The sequence below is a fragment of the Ruegeria sp. AD2(2025) genome (genome assembly GCF_056542385.1).
In genome coordinates this window covers 320,884-335,453 of record NZ_JBQFZS010000001.1, presented here as the reverse complement: position 1 = coordinate 335,453, position 14,570 = coordinate 320,884, and the positions used below count along the sequence as shown (strand labels likewise).

Sequence of the window (14,570 nt, the reverse complement as noted above, 5' to 3'; positions counted from 1 at the left end):
ACAGATTAAGCGCTGTGTCAGGAAACTGTCAAAACCCTTCGCTCAGGATCGACGGCTCACGCCGCGCGGGACAGTCCCGTTTCGGGCAAACCCGGCAACTGGCCCCAACCTGCGCCGAGGTCCCGGCAGGCTGCGCCGAGTTTTCGACCGGCAGAACCAGCATGACGGACCGATACACGGGTTCGTCCCCGAACCCTGCAGCGGGCTGAGGCCACGCGATCGCAAAACACTCGAACTCTGCCGCCGTCCGGCCCAACTGAACCACGCGTTTGCGGATCGGCACCAAAGGGCGGTTCAACGCCGAGAACAACGGCCAGAGCGGGCAAGCCTCGCCATGGCGCGGCAGGGCGAAGCCCGGGGTCGGCTTGCAGAACAGCACACTGCCCGAGGCATCGCAGATCACCAGCCCCGCAGGCCGCGCCAGGGCCCCTTCGGGCAGGAAGGCCAGCCGTCGCAACACGGTCGCCAGATCAACCGAAAACGCCGCAGCAAGCGCCAGCGGGTCAGGGTTGGCCGGGTCCAGTGCCTCCAAGACCTGCTCCAGCGGCATGGCCCGGGCATCTGCCGCATAGGCGTCAAGGACGTCGGCAGCCACGGTTTTGGCAGCTGTCGATTCAAGTTGATCCAGAGCCACGTCAGGACCGCCCCCTCCGGCCTCTATCTGAGGGAAATGGAACCCCTGCTCGGCGAAAAACGCCTCGACTGCATCCAGAGGGGCGCCGCGCAAATCGCCCTGCCCCTCGCTGTCATCCAGATAGCTCACCAGCGCCTTTGAACTTTCGGCCAGCCGTTCCGCATCCTGATGCAGGTTGTTGTGAAAGCGATCCCGCCACTCGGCCTCGATCTCGCCGGGTTCAGCAAGAATGGCGGCAGTCGAGCGGATCGCCGCAGCGGTCGACAGCACCTCATGCATCGACGCCGCCAGATGCGGGTCGTGGGTCAGCCGGTCCGACAGGGTCTCGACCGTCCGTTCCAGCGAGATCACCCGGCGGTGCATCTGCGCCAGGACCCCCGACCAGCCGGGGAAGCGTCCGGCGAACTCTTCAAGCGCGTCCTGCTCGGCCTTTTGGCCGACCGCATCCGCAGCCGCCTCTCGCAGGGCAGAAATCAACGTCTCTTCGATGCCTTGCGTCAGCAGCGAGGGTTCAACCGACAGGGCCCCCGCGATATCGACCAGCAACTTGCCCCCGATGCGGCGGCGATTGTGTTCGATCAGGTTCAGATACGAGGCCGAAATCCCCACCTGCCGCGCCAGTTCGGCCTGACGCAACCCCGAAATCTGCCGCCTTTCACGTATCCGGCTGCCGGTCAGAGTGTCTCGCATCGTCATTAAACCTTTGGGTGTTTCGCGTGATTTTTCAGAATTACCCGGTGATTTTTATCAGTTGCCGATTTGTTTTCAAACAAAGTTTACAACCTTCACAAATCCCGACGGGTGAAATCGCCGCCTCCCCTTCTCTTTCCGCGCAATACGCGTCACCATAGGTATATGAGCGATCCCGCCTTCGAATACGCCCCCGTCGGCCTTGTCGAACTGGAAAACCGGATCATCCGCCGCTGTAATCTGCAGTTCGCGCGGACCTTCGGCGGGGCCGAGGCCGACTATCGCAATATGCCGCTGCTGCATCTCTACCCCTCGGTCGCCGACTGGGAACGCATCGGCGCGCGCAGCCTGCAGGTGATGCGCGATACCGGATATTACACGGATGAAAGGGTCATGCGCCGCCGCGACGGCGACCTGTTCTGGTGCCGCGCGCGCGGGCGGTCACTGACGCCGGATGACCCCTTCCGCCATGGGATCTGGAGCTTTTCGGATATCTCGGAAGAACGTCCCCTGGTCGAGCTAACCACCCGCGAACGCGAAGTGGCCATCCTGTCCTGCCGAGGCCTGTCCGCAAAGGAAATCGGGGCCGAACTGGGCCTCAGCTATCGCACGATCGAGGCCTACCGCGCCCGGCTTCTGGAAAAATTCGGGGCCCGAAAGCTGCCCGAACTGGTGGCCAAATTGTCGGGTATGCCGCTATGAGGCCCCTCGTGCCGGAAATACGGCGCAAAGTCCCCGGATTTACAGGCTCAAACGGCGCTTTTCATGGCCGACAGCATGGCTTATAACCCTGCGTAATCAGACCAAGCCCGCAGGAACAGACGGGCCATAGGGGAACCTTCGAGGACACTCATGACAGATACCAAACACGAAGCGGATGTGGCGTTCATCAAGGCACTGGCCGAACTGCTGCGCGAGAATGATCTGACCGAATTGCAGGTCAAGCGTGAATATGGCGAAGAAGACAGCCTGAATGTCCGCGTCAGCCGCATGTCGCAGACCGTCGCCGCTCCGGTTCAGGTGGCCGTGCCGGCCGCCGCGCCCGCAGCGCCTGCCCCTGCGGCGGCTCCCGCGGTCGAAGCCCCCGCCGCGGCCGACGACCCGGCCAGCCATCCCGGCGCCGTGACCTCGCCCATGGTCGGCACGGTGTATATGCAGCCCGAACCCGGCGCCCCCGCCTTTATCAGCGTCGGCGCGTCCGTTTCCGAAGGCGACACGCTGCTGATCGTCGAGGCGATGAAGACCATGAACCAGATCAACGCCCCCAAATCGGGCACGATCAAACGCGTTCTGGTCGGTGATGGCGATGCTGTGGAATTCGGCACCCCTCTGGTCATCATCGAGTAGGGCGGGCCCATGTTCGACAAGATCCTGATTGCCAACCGGGGCGAGATCGCCCTGCGCGTCATCCGCGCCGCGCGCGAGATGGGGATTGCGACCGTCGCCGTGCATTCCACCGCCGATAGCGACGCGATGCATGTACGCATGGCCGACGAATCGGTCTGCATCGGCCCTCCGCCCAGCCCGCAAAGCTATCTGTCGGTGCCCGCGATCATCTCGGCCTGCGAGATCACCGGCGCGCAGGCGATCCACCCCGGTTATGGCTTTTTGTCCGAGAATGCCGAGTTTGTGCAGATCGTCGAGGACCACGGCATCACCTTCATCGGCCCCACCGCTGAACATATCCGCGTCATGGGCGACAAGATCACCGCCAAGGACACCATGAAAGCGCTTGGCGTTCCCTGCGTGCCCGGCTCTGACGGCGGCGTTCCCACGCTGGCTGATGCCAAGCGTATCGGTGAAGAATTCGGCTATCCGGTCATCATCAAGGCCACCGCCGGCGGCGGCGGGCGCGGGATGAAAGTGGCCAACAGCGCCGCCGAGATGGAAAGCGCCTTCATGACCGCCCGCGCCGAGGGCAAGGCCGCCTTCGGCAATGACGAGGTCTATATCGAGAAATACCTGACCACACCGCGCCATATCGAGATTCAGGTCTTTGGCGACGGCAAGGGCAAGGCGGTCCATCTGGGAGAACGTGACTGCTCGTTGCAGCGCCGCCACCAGAAGGTGTTCGAAGAGGCCCCCGGCCCCGCCATCAGCCCCGAAGAACGCGCCAAGATCGGCAAGATCTGCGCCGACGCGGTGGCCAAGATCAACTATATCGGCGCGGGCACCATCGAGTTCCTTTACGAGAACGGCGAGTTCTATTTCATCGAGATGAACACTCGTCTGCAGGTCGAACACCCCGTCACCGAGGGCATCTTCGGCGTCGATCTGGTGCGCGAACAAATCCGCGTCGCCGCTGGCGAAGAGATGTCCTTTGGCCAGGATGATCTTGAGATCAACGGCCACGCTATCGAGGTTCGGATCAACGCTGAGAAACTGCCAAACTTCTCGCCCTGTCCCGGCAAGATCACCGCGTATCACGCGCCCGGTGGTCTGGGTGTGCGGATGGATTCGGCGCTTTATGACGGCTATTCGATCCCGCCCTACTACGACTCGCTGATCGCCAAGCTGATCGTGCAGGGCCGCGACCGGGCCGAAGCTCTGGCGCGCCTGCAGCGTGCTCTGGGTGAGTTGATCGTCGACGGCATCGACACCACCGTGCCCCTGTTCGACGCGCTACTGCAGGAGCCCGATCTGCACAGCGGCGACTATAACATCCACTGGCTGGAGCACTGGCTTGCGGAGAATATGGCTCAATAACAACACGGGACCGGACGGTTGCGGCCTTCCGGTCCCACAGCATCCCGTATGAGCCTGTCCACCGAACTTTTGCTGCATGGCTATTCGATCGGCATCTTCCCGATGGCCGAACATCGTGACGACCCCGAGCTGTTTTGGGTCGACCCCAAGTTCCGGGGCGTGTTCCCGCTGGACGGTTTCCACATCTCGCGCAGCCTTGCCCGCCGCATCCGCAGCTGCGGGTTCACCATCAGCATCAACCGCGATTTTGCAGGCGTCGTAGACGGTTGCGCCGACCGCGCCGACACCTGGATCAACCCCGAACTGCGCCGCCTGTACCAAGAGCTGCACCAGACCGGCCGCGCCCATTCGCTTGAGGTCTGGGACGATGAGACGGTGGTCGGCGGGGTCTACGGCGTGGTCCTGGGTGGGGCATTCTTCGGCGAAAGCATGTTCTCACGCCGAACCGACGCGTCAAAGATCGCGCTGGCATATCTGGTGGACCGATTGCGGCAGACGGGTTTTGCCCTGTTCGACACGCAGTTCCTGACGGCCCATCTGGCCTCGCTAGGGGCCATCGAAATCCCACGCGCTGCTTATCATCGAGAATTGCAACAAGCCCTTGAGGTCAGCGCCGATTTCACCGCTGATGTGCGGCAGAGCCCTCAGGGCGTCATACAGCGGATCACCCAGACGTCGTAGCGCGCATGATCCAGCGCGTTCAGCGCGGGCGAGGTCGCGATCATCCAGCCATCAAACAACTGCTGCGCCTTGCCCTGCTCCCAGATCGTCAAATAGGCAAACGCGTCACCCGTCGGGTTCGCAGCCGGATAGCGGCAATCACCCAGGGCCACGTCCAGCCCAAACACGGCCGCCGTCTGCCCGTTCTGAACCTCAACGTCAACGGTCTGACCGTTGACCTTATCCAAGCCGCGCAACATGGCACCCGGCCCGGATTCGACCTTCTGCTGAGCTGCTGCGATGCTGCCCGACAGCAGCAACGCCATCAAAGCGGCGCGTATCATTCGCCGCCATCCCCGGCGACGAATTTCACCAGCAATGAGATCAGGCTGACCGCGCCTTGAGTATCCTCAATCTCATCCCCCGGCTCGAAATAGAACGGCGAGCCACCGGGCATCACTTCGACAAAATTGCCGCCCAATAGGCCTTCGGATGAGATCACGATCGCGCTGTCATCCGGGATGAGAATTCCATCCGCCACGGAAAACTGCGTGTCCGCGCGATAGGTGTCAGAGTTCAGCATGACGCTCGTCACTGTCCCGATCTTCACGCCGGCAAGACGCACATCGGTACCAACCCCAACCCCCTCAAGCGAACGGAAAGACGCGCCCAATTCATACCCGAGCCGGGTCTGAGACAGGCCGGTGGACTGACTGGCATAGACGCCAAACGCAACGGCACAGGCCAGTACGACGCCGCCGACAATGACTTCGGTTTTGGTGTGAGTAGACATCCTGGCCTCGCCTATTCCGGGCTCCACGCCTCGTAGTCGCTGCGGTCAACCGGATCAGGACGCCGCAGAGACCCGGCGGGCGCATAGGCCAGCGCAGTTCCCGTCAGGTTCTCCTGATGAGGTTTTTCCCAGGACTTATGCGGCAAAGGCTTATCGCTCGGCGGCTCGTCCCACGTGCGGTGCAGCCAGCCATGCCAGTCCGGATCAATACGGCTCGCCTCAGCCTCACCGTTGAAGATTACCCAGCGTTTGCTGTCATCAGCGTTGCGATAAAACACATTGCCTTCATCGTCTTCACCGACTTTGACGCCCTTCCGCGCGGTATAGAACTGCGTGTTCAGGGTGGCCCCGTTCCACCAGGTCACGGCCCGCAAAAGATTGTTCAGGATTCCCATCGGCTGCCTCCGGCATTTCTGTCCCCGCAGATATGGACCAAAGGCACGGCAAGGTCCAGTGTCTCGGGCACCGTCTGCGTCAATCCGGCAGAAACGCGGTCACTTCAATTTCAATCCGGTATTTTGGATCAATCAATCCACACTCAATCATCGTCGCGGCCGGCGGGTTATCTCCGAACACCTCGGCCAGCAGCGGCCAGCAGGACGCAAATTCAGAACGATCCGGCAGCATATAGGTCACACGCACAACATCCGAGAACGACGCCCCCGCCTCGACCAATGCCTTTCCGATGATCTCAAGCGCGGACCGGCATTGGTCAACGACCGTCTCACCTTGCCCAACGGTTCCGGCCACATGCACCCATCCGCCGGCCACAACCGCCCGGCAATAGCCTGCCTTGGCCTCAAATTCACCCCCGGAAGATATACGCCTGATCGTCATGATCTTCTTCTAACCGACTGCCGTTCTGTTTGGAAACATCCGCCTTTTGCGAGGCTCTGCCTCGCGCTCCGGGATATTTATAGCCAGATGAAGCAGGGGATCCGCACTTCATCTGGCCAGAAATATCCCGGGGGAGTCGCAGCTTGCTGCGGCGGGGGCAGAGCCCCCTACACCTGAGCAATCTGGTGCAATGTTCGCGCAGGATCACCCTGCCGAAGCAGATTCCTGAGCCGCGTCCGCGTAGATGATCAACGGCTGCGTATCTGAGGTCACGGCCTCTTCATTCACCACGACCTCGGTGACGTTCTTAAGCCCAGGCAGTTCGAACATGGTGTCCAGCAGGATATCTTCGAGGATCGACCGCAAGCCGCGAGCCCCAGTCTTCCGCTCGATGGCCTTTTTGGCGATAGCCTTCAACGCATCGTCGGTAAAGGCCAGCTCTGCATCTTCCAACTCGAACAGGCGCTGATATTGCTTGACCAGAGCGTTTTTCGGGCTCGTCAGGATCGTCACCAACGCGTCTTCGTCCAGATCTTCCAGCGTCGCCAGAACCGGCAGGCGACCAACGAATTCCGGGATCAGACCGAACTTCAGCAGATCTTCGGGTTCGAGATCCTTGAAAATCTCACCCACGCCCCGTTCATCATTGTCGCGCACATCAGCGCCAAAGCCCATGGCCGAGCCCTTGCCGCGCTGCGCGATGATCTTATCGAGCCCCGCAAAGGCCCCACCGCAGATGAACAGAATGTTTGTGGTATCCACCTGCAGGAATTCCTGCTGCGGATGCTTGCGCCCACCTTGCGGCGGAACGCTGGCCACGGTGCCTTCCATCAGCTTCAGCAGCGCCTGCTGCACACCCTCGCCCGAAACGTCGCGCGTGATCGAGGGGTTTTCGGACTTGCGTGTGATCTTGTCGACCTCGTCAATATAGACGATGCCGCGCTGCGCGCGTTCGACATTGTATTCGCTGGCCTGCAGCAGCTTAAGGATGATGTTCTCGACATCCTCACCAACGTAGCCGGCCTCGGTCAGCGTGGTTGCATCCGCCATGGTAAACGGCACATCCAGAATCCGCGCCAGCGTCTGCGCCAACAGCGTCTTACCGCAGCCGGTCGGGCCGATCAGCAGGATGTTGGACTTCGCCAACTCGATATCGCTGCCCGCCTTCTGGGCATGATTCAGACGCTTGTAGTGGTTATGCACCGCAACCGACAGAACCCGCTTGGCGGTGGCCTGGCCGATCACATAATCGTCCAGCACCTCGCAGATATCCTTGGGCGTCGGCACCCCGTCCGAGGATTTCAAGCCGCTGGCCTTGGTCTCTTCACGGATGATATCCATGCAAAGCTCGACACACTCGTCGCAGATGAACACGGTCGGACCCGCGATCAGCTTACGCACCTCATGCTGGCTTTTGCCGCAGAAGCTGCAGTAGAGCGTATTCTTGCCGTCACCACCAGAATTGGTCGCCATGATTTACCCCTCGGGCTCCGTCTCAGCGACCCCGCCCGGGGCCGCGTTTGCCGTACATGCCTGCAGCTTAGGCCAGCGTTCTGGCAGCTACAATCTCAAAATCACCCCTCACGCCGGAGGCGCGCGGGTTTGAACTCAGCCTTCATCACCGTCCATCTTGGCCCGGTTTTCGACGATTTCGTCGATGTGGCCCCAATCCTTGGCCTCTTCCGGGCTCATGAAATTGTCACGATCCAGCGCCTTTTCAACCGCCTTTTTGGTCTGTCCCGTATGACGCACGTAAATGTCATACAGGCGATCTTTCAGCTTTTGCGTCTCGGCCGCGTGGATCATGATGTCGCTCGCCTGACCCTGATAGCCGCCGCTGGGCTGGTGCACCATGATGCGGCTGTTGGGCAGCGAGAACCGCATTCCCTTCTCGCCCCCGGCCAGCAGAACCGACCCCATCGAGGCCGCCTGACCGATCACCAATGTGGAACATTTCGGCTTGATATACTGCATTGTGTCGTAAATCGACAAACCGCTGGTCACCACGCCGCCCGGAGAATTGATGTAGATCGAGATCTCTTTGCTGGGGTTTTCAGCCTCAAGATGCAGCAGCTGGGCCACCACCAGATGGCTCATCCCGTCATGGATCGGGCCGTTGATGAAAATGATCCGCTCTTTCAGAAGGCGTGAGAAGATGTCGTATGCACGCTCACCCCGGCTGGTCTGTTCGACGACCATGGGGACGAGCGTGTTCATGTATGTGTCAACTGGATCGAACATGGGGGACCTGCCTGCTTTGCTATGGATCGGGACCTTACCCGAAGAAGTATTACACAAGTCTTAGTCCCGCCACCGGGGGGCTGCAAGGGGGGCCGCGCCCTGATCGGCTTTTGTCGCCTGACCGGTGACCTGGGTACCCCCCCGTTCACGGCCAGCCCGCAATTTCGTGTTCCAAACATCACGCTATTTTGATCCGTGCATATAGAAAAAAAGGCCCAAAACCTGTACCAAGATAGCCCGCCACCGGGTCACCTGTTTCGCTCGGTCCGGGTGGAAAGATACGAGGAAAACAAAACATGGCCCTGCCCCAGCTGACCACGGATATGTCGCCCAACGATCTGGACCAGATGGTCGAAAATGCGACCCGGGCGTCGAATTTCCTGAAGGCGATCAGCCATGAGGGGCGTCTGATGATCCTCTGTCACCTTGTCTCGGGCGAAAAATCGGTGACCGAGCTGGAGCAGCTTTTGTCGGCGCGCCAAGCCGCCGTTTCACAGCAGCTTTCGCGGCTCAGGCTGGAAGGGCTGGTCATGCCCCGGCGCGAGGGCAAGGCGATCTACTACCGGCTGGCAGATGATCGCCCGCTGCGTATGCTCGAGGTGGTTTACGAGCTGTTTTGCACCCCCAAGCCCGGCTGATCGCTTCTAGCCCCCGGCAGAGCAGCGGCTAAAGCTGTCCGCCATCGCCTGCAACATCTGCTGATACTGGCCAGCCCCCGGGGTCAGGTCGATGCCGATCGGATCGATTGTCTGAATACCCGCACCGCTGCCTTCGATCGCGGCCTCGACAAGCCGAGTGTCGAACTGGGGCTCGGCAAAGGCGCAATCAATCCCGTCTGCTTCAATCCGCGCGCGCAACGCAGCCAGCCGGGCCGGGCTTGGTTTTTGCGCGTCGCTCAGGCTGACGGTGCCCGAGCTTTCCAGGCCAAAGCGCTTCTCGAAATACTGAAAGGCGTCATGGAACGTGACAAAGCCCAGCCCCTGCGCCCCGGCCAGCTGCTCGGTGATCTGTGCCTGCACCGCGGCAATCTCGGCATCGGCGGCGGCGGCATTGCTGGCATAGGCTTCAGCGTTGTCGGGGTCTGCTTCGGCCAGTGTCGCGGCAATCACCTGAACCCAGATGCGGGCGTTCTCGGGGTCGAGCCAGGCATGAGGGTCGACACCTTCGTGGTGATGGCCATGGGCATCCGCGTGGTCTTCGTCATGTTCGTCGTGACCGTGGTCATCATGCTTTTCCTCTGCATGATCGTGCTGAGCGGCATGATCATCATGGTCGTCATGACCATCATCTGCATGATCGTCGTGGTCGTCATGCCCATGGTCATCGTGGCCATGATCGTCATGATCGTCGTGATGTTCCTCCGACAGATCACGGAACTCATGCAGGGTCAGCCCCTCTGCTTCAAGCAGTTCGACTTGTTGTGCACCTTGCGCCAGCGCGCCCAGCGGCTTGGTCATCCAGGGCGTCAGGTCCTCGCTGACCCAGAACACGATATCGGCCGATTGCAGCGCGCGCGCCTCGGACGGGCGCATGGCGTGATCGTGCGGCGACGCTCCGGGCGGAATGATCAAAGCGGGCTCTCCGACCCCGTCCATCACGCGCGTGACCAGCGAGTGAACCGGCGCGATATCGGCGGCCACAATCGGGCTGTCCGCCATGGCCTGACCGGCCGCAAAGAGTGCTGTCGCGCACAGGAGAGAGCGGTGCATGGGAACCTCGCAATGATATGTTATTACATTTCTCACGCGCTTGATATGCTGGACGTTATAACATATCAAGGCCAAAATTCACCGGAGCGCCCCATGACCACCATCGGCTTCAGGCATCATGATCACAGAACCTGTGTGCAAACCGCGCTGTCTCAGGCACAGGCGAAATGCACCGCGCGCAAACTGCAGTTCACCCCCGTGCGCCGCCGGGTCCTTGAGATTCTGCTGGAAAAACATCAGGCTATGGGTGCTTATGACATCCTCGCCGTACTGGCGGCCGAGGGGATGGGCTCGCAACCGCCCGTGGCCTATCGAGCGCTGGACTTTCTGGTGCAACATGGCTTTGTCCACCGGATCGAGCAGATCAACGCCTATGCGGCCTGTGCGCATCCCACACATGACCATGTCCCCGCCTTTCTGATCTGCCGGATGTGCAAGGCCGTGGCCGAGGCCGAGACCGAGTTGACCCAAGGCCGACTGGGGGCCGCAGCAGATGTATCGGGCTTTCAGATCGAGCGGATCGTAGTCGAAGCCGAAGGGCTTTGCCCCGATTGCGCCGGAAATCCGCTGTGACCAACCCTCTGATTTATATAAAGGATATGTCGATCCGCGTCGATGGGCGGACGATCCTTGAACGCGTCAATGCTTCGGTCTCGGCCGGAGAGATCGTCACCATCGTCGGCCCCAACGGTTCGGGCAAATCGACGCTGCTGCGCGCGATGATCGGGGCTCTGTCGCCGTCCGAGGGTTCGGTCCGGCGCGCGCCCAACCTGCGGGTGGGATATGTGCCGCAAAAGCTGGCGCTGGATGCGGCGCTGCCGATGACCGTCCAGCGTTTCATGGGCCTGCCCCGCCGTATCTCGGCGCAGGCAGCGGTTCAGGCGCTTGATCTGGCGGGGGTGCCGGATCTGCGAAACCGGCAAATGACACAACTGTCCGGCGGGCAGTTTCAACGCGTTCTGCTGGCCCGCGCGCTTCTGGATTCGCCTCAGCTGCTGTTGCTGGATGAGGCAACGCAGGGTCTCGATCAACCGGGTGCGGCTGCATTTTACCAACGAATAGAACAGGTTCGCCGAGATCTGGGCTGCGCCATCGTCATGGTCAGTCACGATCTGCACGTGGTCATGGCGGCCTCGGACCGGGTGCTGTGCCTGAACGGGCATATCTGCTGCGAAGGCGCGCCTCACACGGTCGCCGATGCCCCGGAATACCGCGCGCTGTTCGGGTCGGGCACCAAGGGCACCATGGCGCTGTATCAGCACCAGCACAGCCATTCGCACGATCACGACCATTCGCAGGACAAGGCCCACTGATGCTGGACGACTTCATGGTGCGTGCGGCGCTTGCCGGGCTTGGCGTTGCCATTGCAGCGGCCCCGCTGGGCTGTTTCGTGGTCTGGCGGCGCATGGCCTATCTGGGCGAGGCCACCGCCCATGCCGCCGTTCTGGGTGTGGCGCTCGCGCTCAGCTTTTCGCTGCCGCTGCTGCCTGCGATCATCACCGCGGCGCTGGCGATGGGGCTGACGGTGACGCTGCTGCGCGGGCGCGGTTATGCGATGGACACGTTGCTGGGCGTAATGGCCCATACAGCGTTGGCTGCAGGGCTTGTGACGGTGGCCCTGCTGGCCGATGTGAGGTTGGATCTGAACGCCTTTCTGTTCGGTGATATTCTGGCAGTGACCCGCGGCGATCTGGCCACGATCTGGGGTGGGTGCGCGCTGATTTTGTCAGTGATGACATGGCGTTGGTCGGCTTTGCTGGTGGCGACGCTGAACCCCGATCTGGCCCACGCCTCGGGCACTGATCCCCGGCGAGAGGAGCTGTGGCTGACGCTGGCCATGGCGCTGGCGGTGGCCGTCGCGATCAAGGTGGTCGGCGTGTTGCTGATCGCCGCGCTGCTGGTCATCCCCGCTGCCGCCGCGCGCCCTCTGGTGCGCACGCCCGAGGCGATGGCGCTGGGTGCTGCGATCATCGGATCTGCGGCGGCTTTGGGCGGTTTGGGCGGGGCCTATTGGGCCGACACACCGGCGGGACCCAGCATCGTTTGTGCGGCCGCCCTGATCTTTGCCATCACCGCTCTGCTGGGGCCGCTGATGCGTAAGACACGCGCGCGTTAAAACCTGTGGCCGCGCCGTTGGAAAGCTGCTAATCAAAACGAAACAAGCACTTATGGAGTTCCCAATGATCCGCGCATTCATGATTGGCCTGGCCCTGTTCACCCTGACCGCCTGCGAAACCGCAAAAGGTGCCGGCAAAGACATCGAAAAGGCCGGCGACGCCATTCAGGGCGCGGCCACGGACGTTCAGGAAAGCCTCTGATCGACCAGCATATTGCGGTGATCCAGCGGCGCGCCGCAATATATTGTTGCGCCTTGACCTGTAACCAGCTAGGCTGATCGCACAGGTGCATAGACGCGGCATTGCAGTCCTGACAGTTTAACGGGGTTCTTTTGCGCAAGCGAAAGAACCCCGTTTCCGTTTGAACGGTGACCTGTGGCAGCCTGTATAAAACCTTGATTCAAAAAAGGAAAAGGCGTCAGGTGCGCAGACGCGGTCTTTGCATGTATCCTTGCGGACACCCCTGACGCCTTGCCGGTCCGATCCGCCCGAGGGGCGTTTCGATCCAGTTGCCGCCGCCCCCGGAAGGAGCCTTGGCCGCTGCGCCGTGCGCTGTGTCACATCGCAGCACGCATAGACCTTCTGAGAGGCTGACCAACTGATCCGAACACGAAGCTCAGATCACCTGATCCACCACCGGTAAGCCATTGCAACAAAGAACAAATCCTAAAATCTGCCTTCGTCACTCGGGCCCCCTTGGCCTTTGCGTCCCGCCCCGTTTCCGAAGATCCGTTGCGGTGACCTGACTGTTGCATCTGCCCCGGCGCGGAACAAGAAAATAGCACTGCAGCATGAAAATGAGACGGGGATAAGCTGTTGATATCCCCCGGGAGAGCGATGTGGATATCTCGGGAAACCGCGCCACACCGCAGGGTTGTGAGGGGAAAACCGCGGACATAAGAATTCGCGCCCGATTTTGCCGTTTTCTGCACCTGCGAAGGCCCGCGCGCCGCGTTAAGGGCGAATTGTTCGGTTTGTACAACACTCAGACCCCCAATCTTTCGTTTTGTACAACCGGAGATTCGCCCATGCGACTCACCATTTCGAACGCCCGCGCCCGGCTGGGCGATCTGGTCACCCTCGCGCAGGACCCGCGCGAGGTGATCGTCCTGACCCGCCATGGCAAACCGCTGGCCGCGCTGGTCTCGATGGCCGAGGCCAAGCGGATCTGGCACCTGCAGGACGATGAAAGGATCGGACGCAAACACCCGCTCAGCGGGCTGCGCGGGTGGTGGTCGAACGGGCGTGGAATTGCGGGGATGGAACCGGGGCCGGACGGCACATACCTCACCGCGCGCGACGCCGCGCTGAAGGTCCGCGAGATCCAGATGACCCGTGCCGAGGAACGCCGTATCCTCAAACGCGGGGGTCTGGACCCTGTCGCGGGCGGCGAGATCGCCGCCCGGCCCGTCGCCTCCCTGTGGAGACGTGTCTTTATGAGAAGCGCTCCGACCTGACCGGGGTACCTACTACTCCATGCCGCAGTCACAAATCTCAGCGGCAATGACCCCCTTTAACAACCGGTCAGGCCGAAGACGCTTCAGTTCACCTGACGTTCCAGAACGGTGCTGTAGGCCGTTCCCCGACGCAGGCTACGGAAATCCGCGTAAATCTTGCCGTCCTTGTAATAGGCATCGACGATGGCGTTGACGCCCACATCCGGATCGGCCGAGCTTTCGACCAGCCCGATCTTGCCCGAGCCATCCAGACTGATGGTGCCGGTGGCATCAAACACGCGCCAGTCGGCATCGGCGTTCGGACGCCACTTGCTGGGCCCCCAGAACAGGTTGTCCTGCTGCTGCTGGATGTCCAGCAGCCATTCACCCTGATGAAAGCGCGGCGCATCCCCGGTGGCAGTGCGCGAGGGCGAGACCTTGGTATAGGTCCCCGTCCATGCACCGCGCAGGTCCGGCGTGGTGTCGGCCATCGCGGCCGTGGCGAGGGTGAGGCTCGTGGCCAGAGCGGCTGCTCCGGCAGTCATATATCTGGTCATGGTCTCTCCTCCTGAATGCGACCCTTTGGAGTTCAAATGCGAACATCCCGTGCTGTGGGATACAGATTGGGAGGAGGTGCGGGGCTTACAAGTTTTCTAAAGGATTGTTCATGTGGGGTTCATGTTGGAGCGGTGAGGCCCGTCTCGGAAACGGTCCAGTGGAGTGAGAAAGCGTCCCGGAAACCATCCA

At 61.5% G+C, this 14,570-nt stretch carries 19 protein-coding genes; 10 read left to right on the top strand and 9 right to left on the bottom strand.

Annotated elements, in window-relative coordinates; genetic code table 11:
- Positions 1-28: 28 nt before the first annotated feature.
- Positions 29-1,324, bottom strand: coding sequence for a short-chain fatty acyl-CoA regulator family protein (locus ACR1XV_RS01620; RefSeq protein ID WP_480528526.1), 1,296 nt, complete (start codon positions 1,322-1,324; stop codon positions 29-31).
- 165 nt (positions 1,325-1,489) lie between these two features.
- Here ACR1XV_RS01620 and ACR1XV_RS01615 point away from each other — a divergent pair, with 165 nt between their 5' ends.
- The 4 genes from ACR1XV_RS01615 to aat all read left to right on the top strand — a co-directional run bounded on the left by ACR1XV_RS01615 (position 1,490) and on the right by aat (position 4,711).
- Positions 1,490-2,026, top strand: coding sequence for a helix-turn-helix transcriptional regulator (locus ACR1XV_RS01615; RefSeq protein WP_480528525.1), 537 nt, complete (start codon positions 1,490-1,492; stop codon positions 2,024-2,026).
- Between the two features lie 150 nt (positions 2,027-2,176).
- On the top strand, positions 2,177-2,671 hold the full coding sequence (accB, locus tag ACR1XV_RS01610) for an acetyl-CoA carboxylase biotin carboxyl carrier protein (RefSeq protein ID WP_480528524.1): 495 nt from the start codon (positions 2,177-2,179) through the stop codon (positions 2,669-2,671).
- Positions 2,672-2,680: 9 nt separating this feature from the next.
- A complete protein-coding gene (gene accC, locus ACR1XV_RS01605) occupies positions 2,681-4,030 on the top strand; it encodes an acetyl-CoA carboxylase biotin carboxylase subunit (RefSeq protein WP_480528523.1) in 1,350 nt (449 codons plus the stop codon).
- Between the two features lie 48 nt (positions 4,031-4,078).
- The gene (gene aat, locus ACR1XV_RS01600; protein ID WP_480528522.1) at positions 4,079-4,711 is read left to right on the top strand and encodes a leucyl/phenylalanyl-tRNA--protein transferase; all 633 of its coding nucleotides are present in this window, start codon (positions 4,079-4,081) and stop codon (positions 4,709-4,711) included.
- On the opposite strand, the gene ACR1XV_RS01595 is transcribed toward aat, so the two are convergent.
- The 6 genes from ACR1XV_RS01595 to ACR1XV_RS01570 all read right to left on the bottom strand — a co-directional run bounded on the left by ACR1XV_RS01595 (position 4,675) and on the right by ACR1XV_RS01570 (position 8,561).
- Complete coding sequence (locus ACR1XV_RS01595; RefSeq protein WP_480528521.1) at positions 4,675-5,034, bottom strand: DUF2155 domain-containing protein; 360 nt, start codon at positions 5,032-5,034, stop codon at positions 4,675-4,677. The genes aat and ACR1XV_RS01595 overlap by 37 nt on opposite strands.
- On the bottom strand, positions 5,031-5,483 hold the full coding sequence (mlaD, locus tag ACR1XV_RS01590) for an outer membrane lipid asymmetry maintenance protein MlaD (protein WP_480528520.1): 453 nt from the start codon (positions 5,481-5,483) through the stop codon (positions 5,031-5,033). Before mlaD ends, ACR1XV_RS01595 begins: the two co-directional genes overlap by 4 nt.
- 11 nt (positions 5,484-5,494) lie before the next feature.
- Complete coding sequence (locus ACR1XV_RS01585; RefSeq protein WP_480528519.1) at positions 5,495-5,878, bottom strand: NADH:ubiquinone oxidoreductase subunit NDUFA12; 384 nt, start codon at positions 5,876-5,878, stop codon at positions 5,495-5,497.
- Positions 5,879-5,957: 79 nt separating this feature from the next.
- Positions 5,958-6,320: a RidA family protein gene (locus ACR1XV_RS01580; protein WP_480528518.1), complete on the bottom strand. Its 363-nt coding sequence runs from the start codon at positions 6,318-6,320 to the stop codon at positions 5,958-5,960.
- A 204-nt stretch (positions 6,321-6,524) separates the two neighbouring features.
- Positions 6,525-7,793, bottom strand: coding sequence for an ATP-dependent Clp protease ATP-binding subunit ClpX (gene clpX / locus ACR1XV_RS01575; RefSeq protein ID WP_480528517.1), 1,269 nt, complete (start codon positions 7,791-7,793; stop codon positions 6,525-6,527).
- A 135-nt stretch (positions 7,794-7,928) separates the two neighbouring features.
- Entirely contained in the window at positions 7,929-8,561 is a 633-nt protein-coding gene (locus ACR1XV_RS01570; RefSeq protein WP_480528516.1) for an ATP-dependent Clp protease proteolytic subunit, read from the bottom strand.
- A 296-nt stretch (positions 8,562-8,857) separates the two neighbouring features.
- Here ACR1XV_RS01570 and ACR1XV_RS01565 point away from each other — a divergent pair, with 296 nt between their 5' ends.
- Positions 8,858-9,199: an ArsR/SmtB family transcription factor gene (locus ACR1XV_RS01565; protein WP_480528515.1), complete on the top strand. Its 342-nt coding sequence runs from the start codon at positions 8,858-8,860 to the stop codon at positions 9,197-9,199.
- A 6-nt stretch (positions 9,200-9,205) separates the two neighbouring features.
- On the opposite strand, the gene ACR1XV_RS01560 is transcribed toward ACR1XV_RS01565, so the two are convergent.
- Positions 9,206-10,270, bottom strand: coding sequence for a zinc ABC transporter substrate-binding protein (locus tag ACR1XV_RS01560; RefSeq protein WP_480528514.1), 1,065 nt, complete (start codon positions 10,268-10,270; stop codon positions 9,206-9,208).
- Between the two features lie 93 nt (positions 10,271-10,363).
- On the opposite strand from ACR1XV_RS01560, the gene ACR1XV_RS01555 reads away from it, so the two are divergent.
- The 5 genes from ACR1XV_RS01555 to ACR1XV_RS01535 all read left to right on the top strand — a co-directional run bounded on the left by ACR1XV_RS01555 (position 10,364) and on the right by ACR1XV_RS01535 (position 13,844).
- Positions 10,364-10,843, top strand: a complete 480-nt coding sequence (locus ACR1XV_RS01555; RefSeq protein WP_480528513.1) for a Fur family transcriptional regulator — start codon at positions 10,364-10,366, stop codon at positions 10,841-10,843.
- A gap of 26 nt (positions 10,844-10,869) precedes the next feature.
- Positions 10,870-11,583, top strand: coding sequence for a metal ABC transporter ATP-binding protein (locus ACR1XV_RS01550; RefSeq protein WP_480529279.1), 714 nt, complete (start codon positions 10,870-10,872; stop codon positions 11,581-11,583).
- Positions 11,583-12,386, top strand: a complete 804-nt coding sequence (locus ACR1XV_RS01545; RefSeq protein ID WP_480528512.1) for an iron chelate uptake ABC transporter family permease subunit — start codon at positions 11,583-11,585, stop codon at positions 12,384-12,386. Before ACR1XV_RS01550 ends, ACR1XV_RS01545 begins: the two co-directional genes overlap by 1 nt.
- A 64-nt stretch (positions 12,387-12,450) precedes the next feature.
- Entirely contained in the window at positions 12,451-12,588 is a 138-nt protein-coding gene (locus ACR1XV_RS01540) for an entericidin A/B family lipoprotein (RefSeq protein WP_480528511.1), read from the top strand.
- An 827-nt stretch (positions 12,589-13,415) separates the two neighbouring features.
- Positions 13,416-13,844, top strand: coding sequence for a type II toxin-antitoxin system Phd/YefM family antitoxin (locus ACR1XV_RS01535; RefSeq protein WP_480528510.1), 429 nt, complete (start codon positions 13,416-13,418; stop codon positions 13,842-13,844).
- Between the two features lie 83 nt (positions 13,845-13,927).
- Here ACR1XV_RS01535 and ACR1XV_RS01530 read toward each other — a convergent pair whose 3' ends face one another.
- Positions 13,928-14,380: a hypothetical protein gene (locus ACR1XV_RS01530; protein ID WP_480517861.1), complete on the bottom strand. Its 453-nt coding sequence runs from the start codon at positions 14,378-14,380 to the stop codon at positions 13,928-13,930.
- Between the last annotated feature and the right edge of the window lie 190 nt (positions 14,381-14,570).

What these genes read in the sequence shown, in the direction of transcription:
- mlaD (WP_480528520.1), bottom strand. Translation starts at nt 5,483, where the DNA reads ATGTCTACTCACACCAAAACCGAAGTCATTGTCGGCGGCGTCGTACTG.
- ACR1XV_RS01620 (WP_480528526.1), bottom strand. Translation starts at nt 1,324, where the DNA reads ATGCGAGACACTCTGACCGGCAGCCGGATACGTGAAAGGCGGCAGATT.
- ACR1XV_RS01570 (WP_480528516.1), bottom strand. Translation starts at nt 8,561, where the DNA reads ATGTTCGATCCAGTTGACACATACATGAACACGCTCGTCCCCATGGTC.
- ACR1XV_RS01550 (WP_480529279.1), top strand. Translation starts at nt 10,870, where the DNA reads ATGTCGATCCGCGTCGATGGGCGGACGATCCTTGAACGCGTCAATGCT.
- ACR1XV_RS01540 (WP_480528511.1), top strand. Translation starts at nt 12,451, where the DNA reads ATGATCCGCGCATTCATGATTGGCCTGGCCCTGTTCACCCTGACCGCC.
- ACR1XV_RS01585 (WP_480528519.1), bottom strand. Translation starts at nt 5,878, where the DNA reads ATGGGAATCCTGAACAATCTTTTGCGGGCCGTGACCTGGTGGAACGGG.
- accC (WP_480528523.1), top strand. Translation starts at nt 2,681, where the DNA reads ATGTTCGACAAGATCCTGATTGCCAACCGGGGCGAGATCGCCCTGCGC.
- aat (WP_480528522.1), top strand. Translation starts at nt 4,079, where the DNA reads ATGAGCCTGTCCACCGAACTTTTGCTGCATGGCTATTCGATCGGCATC.
- ACR1XV_RS01535 (WP_480528510.1), top strand. Translation starts at nt 13,416, where the DNA reads ATGCGACTCACCATTTCGAACGCCCGCGCCCGGCTGGGCGATCTGGTC.
- ACR1XV_RS01565 (WP_480528515.1), top strand. Translation starts at nt 8,858, where the DNA reads ATGGCCCTGCCCCAGCTGACCACGGATATGTCGCCCAACGATCTGGAC.
- ACR1XV_RS01545 (WP_480528512.1), top strand. Translation starts at nt 11,583, where the DNA reads ATGCTGGACGACTTCATGGTGCGTGCGGCGCTTGCCGGGCTTGGCGTT.
- ACR1XV_RS01580 (WP_480528518.1), bottom strand. Translation starts at nt 6,320, where the DNA reads ATGACGATCAGGCGTATATCTTCCGGGGGTGAATTTGAGGCCAAGGCA.
- ACR1XV_RS01615 (WP_480528525.1), top strand. Translation starts at nt 1,490, where the DNA reads ATGAGCGATCCCGCCTTCGAATACGCCCCCGTCGGCCTTGTCGAACTG.
- ACR1XV_RS01560 (WP_480528514.1), bottom strand. Translation starts at nt 10,270, where the DNA reads ATGCACCGCTCTCTCCTGTGCGCGACAGCACTCTTTGCGGCCGGTCAG.
- ACR1XV_RS01595 (WP_480528521.1), bottom strand. Translation starts at nt 5,034, where the DNA reads ATGATACGCGCCGCTTTGATGGCGTTGCTGCTGTCGGGCAGCATCGCA.
- clpX (WP_480528517.1), bottom strand. Translation starts at nt 7,793, where the DNA reads ATGGCGACCAATTCTGGTGGTGACGGCAAGAATACGCTCTACTGCAGC.
- accB (WP_480528524.1), top strand. Translation starts at nt 2,177, where the DNA reads ATGACAGATACCAAACACGAAGCGGATGTGGCGTTCATCAAGGCACTG.
- ACR1XV_RS01555 (WP_480528513.1), top strand. Translation starts at nt 10,364, where the DNA reads ATGACCACCATCGGCTTCAGGCATCATGATCACAGAACCTGTGTGCAA.
- ACR1XV_RS01530 (WP_480517861.1), bottom strand. Translation starts at nt 14,380, where the DNA reads ATGACCAGATATATGACTGCCGGAGCAGCCGCTCTGGCCACGAGCCTC.